Origin of the sequence: Dactylosporangium sucinum (genome assembly GCF_014647515.1) — a bacterium.
Lineage (GTDB): Bacteria > Actinomycetota > Actinomycetes > Mycobacteriales > Micromonosporaceae > Dactylosporangium > Dactylosporangium sucinum.
Window position 1 is genome coordinate 1 of record NZ_BMPI01000121.1, and the last position, 17,746, is coordinate 17,746.

At 71.4% G+C, this 17,746-nt stretch carries 11 protein-coding genes; 8 read left to right on the forward strand and 3 right to left on the reverse strand.

From position 1 onward, the window contains the following. Positions 1 to 68: 68 nt before the first annotated feature. On the reverse strand, positions 69 to 5,813 hold the full coding sequence (pulA, locus tag IEZ31_RS53940) for a pullulanase-type alpha-1,6-glucosidase (protein ID WP_190257964.1): 5,745 nt from the start codon (positions 5,811 to 5,813) through the stop codon (positions 69 to 71). A gap of 126 nt (positions 5,814 to 5,939) precedes the next feature. Next, positions 5,940 to 6,389 (reverse strand): MarR family winged helix-turn-helix transcriptional regulator, encoded by a 450-nt coding sequence (locus tag IEZ31_RS53945; protein ID WP_373294871.1) that lies wholly within the window; start codon positions 6,387 to 6,389, stop codon positions 5,940 to 5,942. 101 nt (positions 6,390 to 6,490) lie between these two features. Between IEZ31_RS53945 and IEZ31_RS53950 the strand changes: the two genes are divergently transcribed. The 6 genes from IEZ31_RS53950 to IEZ31_RS53975 all read left to right on the forward strand — a co-directional run bounded on the left by IEZ31_RS53950 (position 6,491) and on the right by IEZ31_RS53975 (position 13,287). After that, complete coding sequence (locus tag IEZ31_RS53950) at positions 6,491 to 6,832, forward strand: PadR family transcriptional regulator (RefSeq protein ID WP_190257966.1); 342 nt, start codon at positions 6,491 to 6,493, stop codon at positions 6,830 to 6,832. Beyond that, complete coding sequence (locus IEZ31_RS53955) at positions 6,829 to 7,308, forward strand: HAAS signaling domain-containing protein (protein ID WP_190257967.1); 480 nt, start codon at positions 6,829 to 6,831, stop codon at positions 7,306 to 7,308. Before IEZ31_RS53950 ends, IEZ31_RS53955 begins: the two co-directional genes overlap by 4 nt. An 844-nt stretch (positions 7,309 to 8,152) precedes the next feature. After that, positions 8,153 to 8,701, forward strand: coding sequence for a hypothetical protein (locus tag IEZ31_RS53960; protein ID WP_190257968.1), 549 nt, complete (start codon positions 8,153 to 8,155; stop codon positions 8,699 to 8,701). A gap of 35 nt (positions 8,702 to 8,736) precedes the next feature. Then, positions 8,737 to 9,189 carry a T3SS (YopN, CesT) and YbjN peptide-binding chaperone 1 gene (locus IEZ31_RS53965; RefSeq protein WP_190257969.1) on the forward strand — a complete coding sequence of 151 codons (453 nt, stop codon included), beginning with the start codon at positions 8,737 to 8,739 and terminating at the stop codon, positions 9,187 to 9,189. Between the two features lie 37 nt (positions 9,190 to 9,226). Beyond that, positions 9,227 to 10,783: an aldehyde dehydrogenase family protein gene (locus IEZ31_RS53970; RefSeq protein ID WP_190257970.1), complete on the forward strand. Its 1,557-nt coding sequence runs from the start codon at positions 9,227 to 9,229 to the stop codon at positions 10,781 to 10,783. 80 nt (positions 10,784 to 10,863) lie between these two features. Then, positions 10,864 to 13,287, forward strand: a complete 2,424-nt coding sequence (locus IEZ31_RS53975; protein ID WP_190257971.1) for a DUF7933 domain-containing protein — start codon at positions 10,864 to 10,866, stop codon at positions 13,285 to 13,287. A gap of 152 nt (positions 13,288 to 13,439) precedes the next feature. Here the strand turns inward: IEZ31_RS53975 and IEZ31_RS53980 are convergent, their stop codons facing one another. Next, positions 13,440 to 14,762 carry an MFS transporter gene (locus IEZ31_RS53980; RefSeq protein WP_190257973.1) on the reverse strand — a complete coding sequence of 441 codons (1,323 nt, stop codon included), beginning with the start codon at positions 14,760 to 14,762 and terminating at the stop codon, positions 13,440 to 13,442. A 19-nt stretch (positions 14,763 to 14,781) separates the two neighbouring features. Between IEZ31_RS53980 and IEZ31_RS53985 the strand changes: the two genes are divergently transcribed. Next, complete coding sequence (locus IEZ31_RS53985; protein WP_190257972.1) at positions 14,782 to 15,768, forward strand: GlxA family transcriptional regulator; 987 nt, start codon at positions 14,782 to 14,784, stop codon at positions 15,766 to 15,768. Between the two features lie 39 nt (positions 15,769 to 15,807). Next, positions 15,808 to 17,583, forward strand: coding sequence for a gamma-glutamyltransferase (ggt, locus tag IEZ31_RS53990; RefSeq protein WP_373294874.1), 1,776 nt, complete (start codon positions 15,808 to 15,810; stop codon positions 17,581 to 17,583). Positions 17,584 to 17,746: the final 163 nt, after the last annotated feature.

Here is a 17,746-nt window from a genome sequence, read left to right on the forward strand (position 1 = left end):
CACCCACCTATTATCGACCAAACCCGATCAAACCGGTGCGACGGCACGCCGGATTATTCAGCGGTCTCCTAGGCGGCCTCCACGAACACCGACACGGTCCGTGCAGGAACGGTGAACGATCCGTGAGCCAGGTCGAAGGCGGCCTGCCGGGCGAGCGGGTCGGCCGAGGCCGCCTGGACCGGGTGCAGCCCAACCTGGGCCCCGCGGTACGCGGCGACGGTCTGGGTGGTCGCGGTCGGGCCGCCGTTGAAGACGACCACGACCGACTTCCAGCGCCCGTCGAGCCCGCGCGCGTCGAGGACCATGGTGATCACGCCGGGCGTGGCGCCGGTGCCCGAGAGCGGGAAGCTCAGCCGCTGCTGGACCTGCGCCGCGGTACCGAGGGCGAACACCGGCGAGCTGGCCCGGATCCGCAGCAGCTCCTGGAAGCGCACCGCCGCCAGGTTGACCGCGTCACAGCCGGGCACCAGGGCCGGGTTGGCCAGCAGGGGCTGCGCGTACGGCCACTTGTCCTGGTTGTCGGCCGCCGGTGGGAGGCCCGCCCCGAAGCCGTTGCCGTCGGCGCAGTCCCACCGGATCTGGTTGAACCAGTCGCCCGAATTGAACGAGTTGCGGTCCAGCGACTTCGACCGCAGCCGGTCCGAGCCGGCGGTGACGAAGCCGGTGCCCTGGCTCAGCACGGTCGTCGACAGCGCGAGCACCTGCAGCCGGGCCCGCTGGTCGGCCGTCGCGGCGGTCGGCAGCTTGTAGGCGAGCGCGTCGTACAGGATCTCGTTGTCGTGGGCGTCCACATAGGTCACCGCCTCCGACGGCGCCCTCGTGTAGCCGGCCGGCGAGCCGTTGTAGTCGACCTGCGCGCCGGTCACCCGTCTGCCGGTCGAGTCGACGAACTCGTAGGCGGCCAGGTTGCCGGTCAGCCCGACCTGGATGAGGTCCTGGTAGTGCAGCAGCCGGGCGCGCTGCTCGGCGAGGGAGCCGTTGACCGGGTCGCCGTTGGGGTCGGTGAAGAGGCCGCTCGCGAAGCCCTGGACGCGGGGGTTGCCGTCGAACGGGCCGCCGCCGCGGACGGCGTCGCGGAGCCGGTCGTTGAACGTGCCGACGCCGGTGCCCGCCATGTTCGCCTGGGTGGCCTGCACGAACCTGGCATCGCCGGCGACCTCGCCGAAGTTCCAGCCCTCGCCGTACAGCAGGATCTTCTTCCCGTCGACCCCGTCCTTGGCGACGGTCAGCTGGTCCAGGGCGGCCCGCACGGCCAGGATGTTGGCCTTCGGGTGGTGCCCCATCAGGTCGAACCGGAAGCCGTCCACCTTGTACTGCTTGGCCCACAGCACGATCGAGTCGACGACGAGCTTGCCCATCATCGCGTTCTCGGGCGCCGTGTTCGCGCAGCACGTGGAGTTGGCGACGGTGCCGTCGTCGAGCAGCCGGTGGTAGTAGCCGGGCACGATCTGGTCGAGCACCGAGTACGGGTCGGTGCCGGCGGCCGTCGTGTGGTTGTAGACGACGTCCATGACCACGCGCAGGCCGGCGCCGTTGAGCCCGGCGACCATCTGCCGGAACTGCGTGATCCGCGCGGTGCCCTGCGGGTCGGTCGCGTAGGAGCCCTCGGGTGCGTTGAAGTGGAACGGGTCGTAGCCCCAGTTGTAGCCGTCGGTCCCGGCGATCTGCGCGATGCAGGCCTGCTGCTGCGCCGAGTCCGGCGGGAGCGCGGCCAGGTCGCACGGCGGCTGGGACTGGTCGGCCCGGACCTCGGGGATCGTCGCGATGTCGAAGACCGGCAGCAGGTGCACGTACGACGTGCCGGCCTGGGCCAGTTCGCGCAGATGCTGCATGCCGGCCGACCGGCTCTGGGTGAAGGCGAGGTACGTGCCGCGCTGCTCGGCCGGCACCGTGTCGTCGCCGATCGAGAAGTCGCGGACCGACAGCTCCTGGATCTGCGGCCGGTTCGGCGCCGGCGGCTTGCGCAGGGTGCCCCAGCCGTCGGGCCGCAGGGCGGCGTCGGACAGGTCGGCGAACTGGCTGTGCGTGCCGTTGGCCGACAGCGAGACGCTGTAGGGGTCGGTGACGCTCGCCGTGGTCACGCCCTTGACCGCCGGCTGGTACGCGGTGACGCGGAACCGGTAGAACCTGCCCTTCCACGACTTGTCCCCGGTGACGCTCCAGACGCCGGTGCGCTCGTCGCGCTGCATGGCCTTCAGTTCCGCCGGCTTGTCCGGGGAGGAGAAGAGCTCCAGGGAAACCGTCTGCGCCGTCGGCGCCCACACGCTCACCGACGGGCGGCCGCCGTCGAAGGACGGGCCCAGCTTGGCGCCGAGCGCCGCGCCGTAGAGGTCGTCGAGGGCGCCCGCGAGCTGCACGCCGGTCGCCTCCGTGACGTTGCCGTCGACGTCCCGCTCGACGGCCACGAGCTGCCCGCGCAGGGCCGCCGTGACCGCGGCGCGATCGCCCTCGACGCGGAAGCTCTGGTACGCCCAGAGGTGCGGGAACTTCGCCCGCTGCGCCTCGGTCAGGCCGCCCGGCACCGCGGTCATCGCCAGCTTGGTGCCGTTGCCGATCAGCTGGCCGTCGACGACCGACAGGCCGCCGGCCGGCGCCGACCACAGCTCGTAGCTGTGGCCGTCGGTCGGCCCGGCCCGCCAGGCGACGGTGTTGCGGTCGATCCAGACCGCCTTCTCGAGGTGCACGTCGGTGTCGGGCGTGCCCTGCTTCGGCATCGGCAGGAGGTACTTCTCCTGCCCGGAGAGCATCCAGACCTCGTGCCCGACGGTCACCAGGTCCAGGGTCTGGTCGGCCGGCAGGTCCTTCGTGTCGCCCTTGTGCACGATGTAGTTCAGCAGCGGCGCGTTGTCCACCAGCGGCACCTTGAACGTGACGCCGAACGCGTCGGTGCTCGCCGGCGGCAGCGGGCTCGACCACTCGGTCGGGCTGGCGGCGCCGTTCCAGACGTGCAGGCCCCAGCCGTCGTAGTCGCCGGCCGGCCGCCGGTAGTGCACGACCGCGGCGTGCTCGGCGGCGGCGCGGGTCGGGTGCACGATCGCCTCCCCGGAGCGGATCCAGGCCGAACCCTGCTGGCTGGGCAGCACGGACTGGTCGGCGCCGGGGTCCTTGAGGTCGCCCTTGTGCACGATGAAGTTCACCGGCTTGGCCGGGTCACTCACCGGCACGTGCCAGACGGCGCCGAAGTCGTCGATCGCGTCGGGCGGACGCGGGCTGGCCCAGTCGGTCCCGGTGCCGGGCGCGAGACCGTCGCCCCACAGGTGCAGGCCCCAGCCCGTATAGTCGCCGTCTGGCCGTCCATAGTGGACGTCAACAGTGCCGGTGGCGGCCGCCTGCGAGGTGTAGATGGTCGCGTCTCCCTGTTTGAGCCAGATCTCCGGCTGTTTCGTCGGGTCGATGAAGCGGTCGGCGGCGACGTCCTTGACCCCACCGGAGTCGACCACCAGGAAGCCGACGTTCTTGGCCCCCGGCTTCAGCTTGACCCATGCGAAGCGCCCATACGAGTCCTCTCCGGCAAACGGTGCGCCGTTCGGCCAGGTCATCGGGTCCTGGATGTCGCCCCAGGCATAGACGCTCCAGGGGTCGTACCCGCCGGCGGGCCGCTGGTAGTGCACGATCGCGTAGTCCGCGGACGCGACGCTCGGCGGGGTTCCGACCTTCGTCTCCGCCTTCGATTCAGCGGTACGGCCAAGGCTGTCCCTGACCACGGCCTTGTACTCGAGCTTCGTCCCGGCGGGCAGGCCGTCGAGGTCGTGGTACACGGAGTACGGGCCGGCGTGGTCGGTGCCCAGCAGCGTCCACTTGCCGTTGCCGACCTTGGCGGCGAACGTGACCGTGGCCAGCGGGTCGCCGGTGACGTCGGCGGTGACCTGGGCGATCGTCGCCGGGTTGACCGGCGCCTTGAGCTGGATCGTCGGCTTGGCCGCCGGCTTGGGCAGCTGCGTGCGCGCCTTGAGGACGATGCTGCTGAGCGGCGGGATGCTCACCTCGACGGTACCGTCGCCGGCGCTGGTGCCGAACGCGCCGGCCGTCGGGTAGATCCGGTCGAAGGTGGTGTTCGCCATCGAGGTCGGGACCTTGACCGTCTTGGTGCCGGTGCCGTTGTTCACCGCGACGACGTACTCGACGCGCTGCTGCGGGTCGATCCGCGAGAACGCGAAGACGTTCTGGTCGCTGTACCGCGTGACCTGGATGCCCTGCCGCAGTGCGGGGTGCTGCTCGCGGAGCTGGGCCAGGCCGGCGATCGTGCGGTAGATCGGGTGGTTCTCGTCGTAGTTCGCCGTGGCGTGCGTGCTGTCGGTGCCGAGCAGGTCGTCGTCGAGATAGTCGGCGGTCTTGCTCGGGAACATGTCCTGGCGGGCGTCCTTGTCGCCGCCCGGGCCGGTGAAGCCCTGCTCGTCGCCGGAGTAGATGACCGGCTGGCCGCGGGTGAGGAACATCAGCTCGTGGCCGAGCTGGTCGCGGCGCAGGTAGGTGGCCGGGTCGCTGCCGCCCTGGCTGACGAACATGCCGATGCGGCCCATGTCGTGGTTGCCGAGGAAGGTCGGCAGCGTCTGCGCGCTCGTGCCCGCCGACGTGTACATGTCGTCCTGCGCGTACAGGTCGGCGAGCTCCTGGCCGGAGCCGCCCCGCGCGACGAAGTCGACCGCGGCCTGCTGGAACGGGAAGTCCAGCGTCGCCGGCAGCCGGCCCTTGCGGACGTAGACCGAGTCGAATGCCGGGTTCGCGTCGTACACCTCGCCGAACATGAAGAAGTCGGGCTTCTTCGCCTGCTGGGCGGCGGTTTGGATGCCCTGCGCGAACTGTGGCCAGAACTCCAGGTTGACGTGCTTGGTGGTGTCGATGCGGTACCCGTCGATGCCGGTGTCCTTGACCCAGTCCGCGTAGATCTTGGTCATGCCCTTGACGACCTCGGGGCGCTCGGTCCACAGGTCGTCGAGGCCGAAGAAGTCGCCGTACTCGCTGTTCTCGCCGGTGAACGTGGAGTCGCCGCGGTTGTGGTACATGAGCGGGTCGTTGAGCCAGCCCGGCTTCTTCACCGTCTTGTCGGACTCGTTCGGAAAGACCGGGGTGTACGGGAAGGACTGCGCGTTGACGGCCGGGAAGCCCTTGGTGCCGTCCGCGTAGTTACGGTCGTCGAACTTGTTGCCGTTCGCGTCCTTGTACGGGTAGTCCGTCTTGTCGCGGTACGAGTACTGGTTCTGCTGGTAGCGGATGACGTCGGCCGTGTGGTTGGTGATGACGTCGAGGTAGATCTTGATGCCCCGCTGGTGGGCCAGCTTGACCAGCCGCTTCAGGTCGTCCTTGGTGCCGAAGTGCGGGTCGATCTCGGTGAAGTCGGTGATCCAGTACCCGTGGTAGCCGGCGCTGACGTCGTTGCCGCTGCCCTGGACCGGCCGGTTCTTGAGCACCGGCGCCAGCCAGATCGCCGTGGTGCCGAGGTTCTGGATGTAGTCGAGCCGGTCGATGACGCCCTTGAGGTCGCCGCCGTGGTAGAAGCCCTTGTCCGTGGGGTCGTACCCGGTGCTGAGCCGGTCGCCTGGGAGGTTTCCGCGGTCGTTGCTCGGGTCGCCGTTGGCGAAGCGGTCCGGCAGCACGAAGTAGAACTGCTCGGCGTGCTGCGCCTTGGCCCCTTCGAGCAGGCTGGCGATCGACGGCTCGGCGGCCCACTGCGGCACGCCCTGCTCGAAGCCGCTGGGCGCGGTCGCGGCGGCGGGCATGGTCGGGCTGCTTCCCGGGACGGCGACCAGCAGTGCCAGCGCGGCGAGCGCGCCGAGGATCGTCCTGGAAAGTTTCAGGGTGTGCGTGGAGGGCATGGCGGGCCTTCCTAGAGGACAGGGGCTGTCTCTTGGCAGGCCGCACGGTATCGACCGGAAATGATCCTTACAAGGCTTGACAAGCGGCTTCGTTCGAGAGTCTGGACCGGCAGACCCTCCCGGGGGTCACTGCTTGAGCGTGCCGGCGATCTGCCGGCTGATGGTCTCCAGCTGGCCGACCTGGTCGGGGGTCAGCGCGTCGAAGAGGTGGGTGCGCACCGTCTCGACGTGGCCGGGGGCGGCCTCCTCCAGCGCCTTGAACCCCTCGTCGGTGAGGTCGGCGAACTGCCCACGCTTGTCGTCGTCGCAGTCGCGCCGCTTGACCCAGCCTTTGCCTTCGAGCTTGGTGACGGCGTGGCTGAGCCTGCTGCGGGACGACCTGGTGAGGAGGGCGAGCTCGGACATGCGCAGCGATCGACCGGGCGATTCGGACAGGACGACCAAAATCTCGTAATACGCGTGCGGCATGCCCGCGTCGTGCTGCAGCTCCCTGTCGAGCCGATCGAGGAGGAGCGTCGCGGCGGCGTAGAACGCGCGCCAGGCGCGCTGCTCGTCCGCATCGAGCCAGCGGGTCACGATCACTAGTTTTGCACGTTCAGAAAAGTCTTACCGCCACCCTCGCGTCTTGGCGTTCTGGCGCTTGCCGCTACCTTGCGGCGCAAGGTAGCTTGTGGGGCATGGATGTGCCGGGCGCATTGTCGACCGCACTGCGGCGGGGCACGCTCGAGTTCTGCGTGCTGGCGTTGCTGGAGCAGGGCGAGCAGTACGGTGTGGAGCTGGTCCGCCACCTCGGCGCCGAGCGGACGCTGACCACGAGCGAGGGCACGCTGTACCCGCTGCTGGCCCGCCTGCGCCGGCAAGGCTGGGTGGAGACGACCTGGCGGGAGTCCCCGTCGGGCCCACCGCGCCGTTACTACGCCCTCACCCCAACCGGCCACTCCGCGCTGCACCACTTCCGCGCCGAGTGGACGGCCTTCCGGGACACGGTTGACCGAATTGTCGGGACGGGACGGAAATGAACACCTACGATGACCTGGTCAACGACTACTTGCGCGCCGTCGAGCAGGCCTTGGCCGGCGTCCCGGCCGGCCGGCGCGACGAACTGCTCGCCGACTTGAGCCAGCACATCGCGGCCAAGCGGGCGGAGTTGTCGCCGGAGACCGAGGTCGAGGTCCGCTCGATCCTGGAACTCCTGGGCGACCCTTCCGACGTGGCCGCCGAGGCGATGCTGGACAACGACCAGCCGCCACCCCCGCCGATCCAGATCCAGCCGGGCAAGAAGCTGGGCGCCCTGGCCTGGGTGCTCCTCACCGTCGCCGCCGTCGCGACCCTCTGCGTCGTCACGGTGCTGGCGGGCGTGCTCTTCTTCGCCGCGAGCAACGAAGGCAGCTCACCGGCCCAGCCGGAGACGCCCCAGATCCAGCAGCCGACGATGCGGCCACCTTCGGCACCGCCGTCGTCGCCCCAGACTCCCCCGGCCCCGTCCCAGACCTGACCGCCCCATGATCTTGGAACCTTCCAGCTCGACACGACCCAGGACCTTCCAAGATCATGGTGGGGCCCACACGGCTGGATGACCGCGTTGGTCGGACTCGCACCGCAGACCGACCTCGCCGGACCCCGGATAGCCGCCCCAGTGCACCAGCCCGACGGTCGCGAGCCCACCGAGGACGAGCGGATCAGCGCGGCCCTCGGTCGCGAGCCCACCGAGGACGAGCGGATCAGCGCGGCCCTCGGGCCGGCGCACCTCAGTGCGAAGAGCGTGGGGACAGGATCAACGCAGGCGACAAAAAGTGGGCCCGAGGCCAGCTTGGCACCAAAGCACCTGGTCGTGCCTGCCCGACGCCACGCTCACGCGCAGCACGGCTGGCCGGGCGCGCACCAACCGGGACCGCGCACCAACCCGGGCCGCACACCAATCGGCGCCGCGCACCCGCACATCGACCCGGGCCCCACATCGACCCGGGCCGCACATCGACTCGGGCCGCGTCGGCGCTCCGCGGTCGCCCGCTGCGGAGCCGGCGCAGCTATCGCAGTCCGGCCCCACCGCCATCGAGGGTCAGCGAAGCGGCCGCGAGGCCCGGCGAGACCTCGCGGCCGCAGCTCTGTTCGGCGCCGCCGAGCGAGCCGCGCCGAAGCGCAGCTGCCCGACGGCCGACGCCCGCATCGCCCCGTTTCCTCCCCAATCGATGCGGACGCTCACCTAACCCCCCGACCGCGTGTCGGCCACCCGATCGTCCCCCCTGCAACGCCCCCCACCAGGTGCGTCCAGATCAGCGTATCTAGACGTCTAGGTTCGCGCAATTGTTGATTTGCGGAATTGTGGCTAACCTTGCGACGTGCGAGGCCGCCTGTTTCCAGTCGCCGACGACTGGTACGAATGGCGCCAGGACGATCCGCCGCTGGCCGGCACGGTCCAGGTGCGCATCGGCGTGGGTGCGGGCGGGCGACTGGTGCTGATCGGGCTGCGCATCGAGGGCACGCCCAGCGCCGACCTCCTGCGGGCCATCCCCGTCGGTCGCATCGAGGCGGCCGCCAATGCGCAGTTGGCGGTGGCGGACGCTCCCTTCGGCACCACTCCTGTCCTGAACATCCGGGCCCGACCGATCGCACCGCCCATGGCCTCGGACGCGGGCTGGGAGATGGTCGAGCCGGCGCTCGCCGTGGCGCGGTCCGCCCCCTCGGCCACGGCACGCCTGCGTGGTCGGCCGGACGTGTTCTATCGCGAGGTCGCCGACGTCTATCTCACCTTTGCGCAGGCCTCGCCGCGGCCCGCGTGCGACCTCGCCGACCAGCACGGGGTGCCGGTCAGCACGGCGCACCGGTGGGTGAAGGAGGCTCGGCGGCGGGGGTTCCTGCCGCCCGGACGGCCGGGCAAGAGCGGATGATCGGCGGGCGTGCACGGCACCGGTAAGGTGAGGCTGTGTCGATCGACGACGCGTTACGTGCCAAGGTTCGCCAGCTGGTCAGCGACTACGTCGGCGGGCAGCCGGTGCCGGCCGACCTGACCGCGGCGCCGGCCGCCATCCGCAGCGGGACGGCGGTGCTCTACCTGCGGTTGATCAACAACGATCCGCCGCTGGTCCGGGTGTTCTCGCCGCTGCTACAGAAGATCGACTGCTCGCCGGAGCTGCTCACGGAGCTCAACGAGCTCAACGGCCGGCTCAACTTCATCCGGCTCTTCTGGCGCGACCGGTCGGTGATCGCGTCCACCGAGCTCCTCGCGGCCACGCTGGACCCGATCGAGCTGACCAACGCGTGCGACTGGCTGGCCGACGCCGCCGACTACTACGACGTCCGGCTGCACGCGCAGTTCGGCGGCGAACTGGCCTTCGCCCCGCCGCCGACTTCTGCGCACCCGGCTGACGCGCCCTGAGGTTTTTCTGTCGTACCGGCGGTCCAAGATGTACCCCATGAACCGCGTCATCGTCTCCACCGTCGGCGGGCAACCGGTCACCCCGCAGGATCGCCGCGAGCCCTCCATCAACCCGTCCCGCCTCGACGACGTCGTGGCCGAGGTCGCGCTGGCCGACGCCGACACGTTCGTGGCCGCGTGCCGGTCGGCGCGGAAGGCGCAGAAGGCCTGGGCCGAGGTGCCGGCGCCGGTGCGCGGGCGGGTCGTGGCCAACCTCGGCCGCCTGGTCGAGGCCAACTTCGAGGCCCTGTCCGCGCTGGTGACCCGCGAGGTGGGCAAGACGCTCACCGAGGCCCGCGGCGAGGTGCAGGAGATCGTCGACACGTGCGACTTCTTCCTGGGCGAGGGCCGCCGGCTCTACGGGCAGACCGTGCCCAGCGAGATGCCCGACAAGCAGCTGTTCACGTTCCGCGTGCCGGTCGGCGTGGCCGCCATCGTGACGGCGGGCAACTTCCCCGTGGCGGTCCCGAGTTGGTATGTCGTGCCAGCCCTCCTGTGCGGCAACGCCGTCGTCTGGAAGCCGGCCGAGTATGCGGCCGCCTGCGCGGACGCGTTCGCCGAGCTGATCCGGCGGGCCGGCGTTCCCGACGGCGTGCTCGACGTGGTCCACGCCGACGGGCCGACGACCTTCGCCGGGCTGGAGGCCGGCCTGCGGGAGGGGCTGATCGACAAGATCGGGTTCACCGGGTCGTCCGAGGTGGGCGCCCGCGTCGGCGAGCTCGCCGGGCGTCACCTGCAGAGCGCGTGCCTGGAGCTGGGCGGGAAGAACCCGCTGGTGGTCACCGAGGACGCCGACCTCGACCTGGCCGTGCACGGCGCGCTCTTCTCCGGGTTCGGCACGGCCGGCCAGCGCTGCACGTCGCTCGGCACCCTGATCGTGCACGACAGCGTGCTGGAGGAGTTCGAGCGACGGCTGGAGGACGCCGTCCAGGGTGCCGTCGCCGGCGACCCGACCGACCCGTCGGTGCTGTTCGGGCCGTTGATGAGCGAGCGCTTCGCCGAGCGATACGAGTCGTTTCTCGGCTGGGTCGAGCCCCACCACCGGGTCTCCGGCTCCTCGGGCGTCGGGCGCATCACGGCGGACAACCCGCGGGCCGGCTTCGTCGGCGACCCCGCCGCCGGTCTCTACTACCACCCGGTCCTGGTGCACGGCGTGCGGCCGGACGACAAGCTGTTCCAGCAGGAGACGTTCGGCCCGATCGTGGGCATCACGCGGTATTCGTCGCTGGAGGAGGCGATCGAGCTGGCGGACGCACCTGGTTACGGCTTGTCTGCCGCCATCTACACCACCGACCCGCGCAAGGCGTTCGCGTTCCGGCGGGGGACGCGCGCCGGCATGGTCAGCATCAACAACTCGACGTCGGGCGCCGAGGCCCACCTGCCGTTCGGCGGCAACGGCCGCTCGGGCAACGGCAGCCGGCAGTCGGGCGTGTGGGTGCTCGACCAGTTCACCCGCTGGCAGTCGATGAACTGGGACTACTCGGGGCGCCTGCAGCGCGCACAGATGGACACGGTGACGATCACGCCGGACCTGAATTACCGGCTCGGACAGTAGCAAAGGGGACATATGCCGTAAGTTTCTCCATGGGGATCGCCCGCACCCACTACCGGGCGATCCCGAAACGGGGGAACCACATGATGTTTCTGGACAGCCGGTCACGCGACCGGCGAACAGCGATGCGGTGGGCGGCGCTCATCACGCTCACCGCCTGCGGAGCCATCGCCGTGCCGTCCACCGCCGTCGCCGCCCCGGCCACCACCGAGGCGTCCGCCGGCAAGTCGACGGTCGGCGGCAAGGCAACGACGGCCGGCAAGGCGCGGGCCGACGCGAAGGCGGCCGCAGGCACCGGGGGCACCGAGGCGGACGCCAAGGCCCGCTCGCACGGCAAGGGCGACGAGAAGGACGCGAGCAAGACCGCTGATTCGAAGGGAGCGGCCGGCAAGAGCAAGGACACGGACAAGAGCGCCGGGTCGGACGCGGCCGCGAAGACGAGCGCCACGGACAAGGTCGCGAGCGCGGACAAGAACGCCGACAAGGGCAAGAGCGCGGACAAGGCCAAAGCCGCGGACAAGGGCGCCGACGTCGACAAGTCCGCCGCCGATCAGGGCAAGAGCGCGGACAAGACCGGCGCCGCCGGCAAACACGACCGCACCGGCAAGGACAACGGCACCGGCAAGGACGACTCCGCCGCCAAAGACGGCAAGGGAGCCGGCCTCGGGGCCGCCGATGGGGCCGCCGATGGGGCCGCCGTTCCGGGAAGCGTTGCCCAGCATGCGGGCACGCAAGCGTGTGCCGAGAGTGCCAACGTGGACGTCAGCGCCGCCTGGGCCGACGCCAGCATCCCCGACAACACCGCCACGAAGCTGGAGGTGACGATCAGTCGGATCGACACGTGCGGGGCGGCGACCGGGCTGGGGTACGCGATCACGTTGCCGGCCGGGTTGGTCAAGTACAGCGGCAGTCCCGAGTCGACCTGCGACACCGTCGACATCACGGCGACCAACGGGACCACCACCCTCGTGGTGGCCGATGCGCAGCTGGCGGACACCGTGGCGAGCTGCGTGATCAAGTTTCCCGTCGGCGGGAGCTCGTCCGGGCAGTACGACTTCACGGCTGCGTCGATCACCAGCGTGACCGGGCTGGCGAAGGCGCAGACGACGCAGACGCTCACGATCACGACCGCTACGCCGAGGGTGACGGCCGTCTTCGTGCCCCCGTCGATCGCGGCGAACGGGGCCGCCACGCTGGGGATCTCGGTCGGGCGTACCGACCAGAACGCGTTGGCCGTGTCCAATGGGCTCGGGTTCACGATGACGCTGCCGACCGGGGTGGTCGTCGGGAGCGGGTCGGCGACGAACGACTGCGGCGGGACGCTCACGGCGACCGTCGGGGCCGGCGCGGTGACGCTGAGCGGCGGGTCGCTGAGCGGCGCGTCCGCGGACTGCGGGATCGAGGTGCCGGTGACGTCCGGCGTCCCCGGGACGCACACGCTGAGCAACTCGTCCGTGAGCAACGCCAGCGGCGTCGTGCCGCAGCTGACCAGCCTGTGCGCGGAGAACGGGACGGCGCCGAACTGCGCGCCGACGCTGACCGTGCAGAAGCTGACCCAGACGATCAACTTCCCGCAGCCGTCGAACTGGTCGATCTCGAAGCAGACCGTGGTGCTGAACGCGACGGCGACGTCCGGACTGGCGGTCACGTACGACACCAACACGCCGTCGGTGTGCACGGTGTCGGGCGGGGTCGTCACGCTGGTCACGACGGGTGCCTGCGAGATCGCCGCCGACCAGGTGGGCAACAGCTCGTACCAGCCGGCGTCGCAGGTGACGCGCACGTTCACGGTGAGCGGGCCGGTCCCGGCGCCGGCGTCCGTGGTCGCCATCGCCGGCGTGTCGCAGATCCGCGCGCAGTGGCAGGCGCCGGGTGACCTGACCGGCGTGACCGGGTACACGGCGATCGCCTCGCCGGGCCAGGCGCGGTGCACGACCGAGTCGGCCGCAGTGACGAACTGTGTCATGGGTGGTACCGCTGGAGTCACGTACACCGTCACCGTCATCACCAACACCGCGCTGGGCGACTCCGCGGCGGCCGGGCCGTCGAACGGGGCCACGCCGACCGCACCGCCGGTCAGCGCGGCGCCGCCGGAGACCGACCTGCTCCTGACGACCGACAAGGGCCGGATCACGACCGCCGTGCCGAACCAGGACATCGTGGTCATCGGCACGGGCTTCATGCCGTACTCGACGGCGAAGATCGTGATCTACTCGACCCCGATCGAGCTGGGGACGGCGATCACCGACGGCCTCGGGAACTTCTCGAAGCCGGTCAAGGTGCCGGCCAACCTGGCCGTCGGCGGTCACCAGCTGGTGGCGTCGGGCATCGACCCGAGCGGCAACCCGCACAACATGAAGATGGCGATCCGGGTCCGCGGCAGCGCCGACTCGCTCGCGGTCACGGGCCCGCCGATCATGGCGCTGCTCCTGCTGGGCACGACGACGGCCCTCCTCGGCGGCACCCTCCTGCTGGCAACCCGCCGCCGCGCGACGCCGACGCCGTAGGCACCCGCCGCGCCACGGCACCCCACCGCGCCACGCCGCGCCACGGCACGGCACCCCACCGCGTCGATCTTGCAGTTGTGGTGGTTGACAAACCGGGACATTCACGGAGTGTCCTGGCACCACAACTGCAAGATCGACGCATAGAGGAGGGGTCAGGCGGGGACCGGGACCGGGGTCGGAGTCGCAGCCGAGCGGCGGGTGCGCAACAGCAGCAGCGACAGCGCCGCGGCGGAGATCGACAGGCCGCCGGCGATGTACCAGGCCAGGTCGTAGTTGCCGAGCCGGTCGCGGAGCAGGCCGGTCGACGTGGCCGCGATCGCGGCGCCGAACTGGTGGGAAGCGAACACCCAGCCGAAGACGACCGGGCCCGAGGTGCCGAAGTACTCGCGGCAGAGGGCCACGGTCGGCGGTACCGTCGCGACCCAGTCCAGACCGTAGAACAGGATGAAGACCAGCATGCTCGGCCGGACCGTGGCCGCGAACAGGGCGGGCAGGACCAGCAGGGAGAGGCCGCGCAGGGCGTAGTACCAGCCGAGGAGCACCCGGCTGTCCATCCGGTCGGTCAGCCAGCCCGAGGCGATCGTCCCCGCGATGTCGAACAGGCCCACCAGCGCCAGCAGGGAGGCCGCGGTCGGCTCGGCCATGCCGTGGTCGTGGGCGGCGGGGATGAAGTGGGTGCCGATCAGGCCGTTCGTGGTCGCGCCACAGATCGCGAAGCCGCCCGCGAGCAGCCAGAACGCTGGCGTGCGGGAGGCCGAGCGGAGGGCGCCGAGGGCCCGGCGGGCGGCGCCGACCGCGGGGGCCGGGGGCGCCGGGTCCGAGGACGAGGCGCCGTAAGCGGTCACGCCGAGCTCCGCCGGGTGGTCGCGCAGCCGCCACAGCACCAGCGGCACCACCAGCAGCGCGGCGCCGGCCACGGTCAGGGCCGCGGTCCGCCAGCCGTGGTCCTCGACCAGGACGGCCAGGACGGGCAGGAAGACCAGCTGGCCGGCCGCGCCGCCGGCGGTGAGCACGCCGGTCACCAGGCCGCGGCGCTTGACGAACCAGCGGCCCGTCACCGTGGCGACGAACGCGAGCGCCATCGAGCCGGTGCCCAGCCCGACCAGCACGCCCCACAGCGCGATGAGCTCCCAGCTGTGCCGCATGAACACGGTCAGGCCGCTGCCGGCGGAGACGAGCAGCAACGCGTACGCGACCACCCGCCGGATCCCGAACCGCTCCATGAGCGCGGCGGCGAACGGGGCGGTCAGCCCGAACAGCAGCAGGTTGATCGAGACGGCGAGCGAGATCGTGCCGAGCGACCAGCCGAACTCCTCGTGCAGCGGGTGGAGCATCACACCGGGCGTCGCGCGGAAGCCGGCCGCGCCGACCAGCGCGACGAAGGCGACCGCGGCGACCAGCCAGGCCGGGTGGAGTCGTTTCACCAGATGATCGTCGGGCAAGAAGTCCGGCCGGACGAGTGGCCCGACAGCCATCATCCGCAAGAATTGGGCCATGACCGACAAGCACCTCGTCGCCGTCGTCGTCCTCGACGGCGTCGTGCCGTTCGACCTCGGGACCGCGACCCAGCTGTTCGGCACCGCGCGCGACGAGCAGGGGCACCGGAAGTACACGACCCTCGTCTGCACACCGGGGCGGCAGCCCGTCCGGACCGCGGCCGGCTACCAGGTGGTCCCGGACCACGGCCTGGAGATCACCGAGCGGGCGGACACCGTCGTCGTCCCGGGCATCCACGCCGGTGACCCGGTCGAGACCGGCACCGTCGACCCGGCCGTCGGCAAGGCGCTCAACGACGCGCTCGCGCGCGGCGCCCGGGTCATGTCGATCTGCACCGGCGCGTTTGTGCTGGCCGCCGCCGGCCTGCTCGACCAGCGCCCGGCGACCACGCACTGGTGGTGGGCGGACCGCTTCCGCGAGCTGTACCCCGACGTCAAGCTGGACCCGGACGTGCTGTTCATCGACGACGGCGACGTGCTCACGAGCGCGGGTGTCGGGGCCGGCATCGACCTGTGCCTGCACGTGATCCGCACCGACTTCGGCAGCGACGTCGCCAACCGGGCCGCACGCCGCAGCGTCGTGCCGCCCTGGCGGGAGGGCGGCCAGGCGCAGTACATCGAGCGCCCGCTCCCCCGCGTCGCCGACACGACGACCGCGGGCACCCGGACCTGGGCGCTCGAGCGGCTCGCCGAGCCGCTGACGCTGCAGGATCTGGCCGCACACGCCACGATGAGTGTGCGCACCTTCACCCGCCGTTTCCGGGAGGAGACCGGGGTGAGCCCCGCGCGCTGGCTGCTGCAGCAGCGCGTCGACCACGCCCGCATGCTCCTGGAGAGCACCGACCTCGCCGTCGAGGTCGTCGCCAGGAGATCCGGCCTCGGTACCGCCACGTCGCTGCGCCAGCACCTGCAGACCACGATCGGCGTCGCTCCCAGCGCGTACCGCCGGACCTTCCGGGTTGTGCCGGAGCGCCCGGAGCGGTAGGCAGGATGAGCGATCGCCGTCGATCCTCTGGGAGGCACCGTGCGAAGGCTCGTCCCGTTCGTCCTGGTCCCGATCCTGCTCGTCCCCGCCGCCCCCGTCGCCGCCCACAAGGCGCCGAACGGTCCGACCGCCACCGGCTACGGCGGCGCGGTGGCGTCCGTCGATCCCACGGCCACCGCCGTCGGCCTGCAGGTGCTCCGCGACGGGGGCAACGCCGTCGACGCGGCGGTCGCGGTGGCGGCCACCCTGGGGGTGACCGAGCCGTTCTCGGCCGGCATCGGCGGCGGTGGATTTTTCGTGTACTACGACGCGAAGTCCGGCCGGGTGTCCACCCTCGACGGCCGGGAGACCGCGCCGCAGTCGATGACCTCGACGGCCTTCGTCAACCCGGCGACCGGCCAGCCGTACGCCTTCCAGGAGGCCCGCGTCAGCGGACTCTCCGCCGGCGTCCCCGGCACGCTCGCGACCTGGGACACCGCGCTGCAACGCTGGGGCACCCGGTCGCTGTCCCGCAGCCTGCGGCCGGCCGCCGACGTGGCCCGGCGCGGCTTCACCGTCGACGCGACGTTCAACCAGCAGGTGACCGACAACCAGGCCGCGTTCGCGCAGTTCAGCTCGACGTCGGCGCTGTTCCTGCCGGGCGGCGCGGCGCCGGCCGTCGGCAGCACGCTGCGCAACCCCGACCTGGCCGCCACCTACGACCTGGTCGCCCGCCGGGGCATCGGCGCCTTCTACGGCGGCGAGGTCGGCCGGGACATCGTGACGACGGTGCAGCAGCCGCCGCGGGCCGCGAGCCCGGCGCTGCCCTGGCAGTACGAGATCCGCCCCGGGGGCATGACGATCGCCGATCTCCGCGCGTACGAGGTGCGCCGGCCGGCCCCGACCCACGTGCGGTACCGCGGCTACGACGTCTACGGCATGGCGACCCCGTCGTCGGGCGGCTCGACGGTCGGCGAGGCCCTCAACATCCTCGAACGGTCCGACTTGAGCGCGCTCGGCCGGACGCAGGCGCTGCACCGGTACCTCGAAGCGAGCGCCCTCGCCTTCGCGGACCGCAACCGCTACGTCGGCGACTACACCGCGCGCCGCGTCCTCGACGAGTTGCTGACCGACGGCTTCGCGGCCGAGCGGGCCTGCCAGATCGACCCGGCGCACGCCCTGGCGAAGCCGGTGCTTCCGGGTGTACCGGACGGGCAGTACACCGGCTGCGCGACGGCAACCGGCGGCGCCGCCCCGGACCTGGGCCAGTCGACGACCAACCTGACGGTGGCCGACAAGTGGGGCAACGTGGTCGAGTACACGCTGACGATCGAGCAGATCGGCGGCAACGGGATCGTGGTGCCCGGCCGCGGCTTCCTGCTGAACAACGAGCTGACCGACTTCAACTTCACCCCGACCCAGGGCACGGCGGAGGACCCGAACCTGCCCGGCCCCGGCAAGCGCCCGCGCAGCTCCATGGCCCCGACGATCGTCCTCCAGCACGGCAGGCCGTTCCTGGCCCTGGGCTCGCCCGGCGGCTCGACGATCATCACCACGGTCCTGCAGATTCTGGTCAACCGCCTGGACCTGGGCATGACCCTGCCGCAGGCGCTGGCCGCGCCCCGGGCAACGCAACGCAACACGGCGGCGGTGACGGCGGAGCCGTCGTTCGTCGCGTCGCCTGAGGGCACCGCGCTGGCCGGCCTGGGCCACACGTACACCCCGATGGCCGAGATCGGCGCGGCCACGGCGATCGAGTTCCTGGGCCACGGCAAGCTGCTGGCCTGCGCCGAACCGGTCCGCAGAGGCTCCGGCTCGGCGGGCACCGTCCGCTGACGCTCTGAGCCCGCGTCGATCTTGCAGTTGTGGTGCCTGCCAAACCGGCACAATCCCGGGCTGTCCGGGCACCACAACTGCAAGATCGGCGCGGGAGGCGGCGCGGGAGGCGGCGCGGGAGGCGGCGCGGGAGGCGGCGCGGGAGGCGGCGCGGGAGGCGGCG

What these genes read in the sequence shown, in the direction of transcription:
- pulA (WP_190257964.1), bottom strand. Translation starts at nt 5,813, where the DNA reads ATGCCCTCCACGCACACCCTGAAACTTTCCAGGACGATCCTCGGCGCG.
- IEZ31_RS53970 (WP_190257970.1), top strand. Translation starts at nt 9,227, where the DNA reads ATGAACCGCGTCATCGTCTCCACCGTCGGCGGGCAACCGGTCACCCCG.
- IEZ31_RS53980 (WP_190257973.1), bottom strand. Translation starts at nt 14,762, where the DNA reads ATGGCTGTCGGGCCACTCGTCCGGCCGGACTTCTTGCCCGACGATCAT.
- IEZ31_RS53975 (WP_190257971.1), top strand. Translation starts at nt 10,864, where the DNA reads ATGATGTTTCTGGACAGCCGGTCACGCGACCGGCGAACAGCGATGCGG.
- IEZ31_RS53955 (WP_190257967.1), top strand. Translation starts at nt 6,829, where the DNA reads ATGAACACCTACGATGACCTGGTCAACGACTACTTGCGCGCCGTCGAG.
- IEZ31_RS53950 (WP_190257966.1), top strand. Translation starts at nt 6,491, where the DNA reads ATGGATGTGCCGGGCGCATTGTCGACCGCACTGCGGCGGGGCACGCTC.
- IEZ31_RS53985 (WP_190257972.1), top strand. Translation starts at nt 14,782, where the DNA reads ATGACCGACAAGCACCTCGTCGCCGTCGTCGTCCTCGACGGCGTCGTG.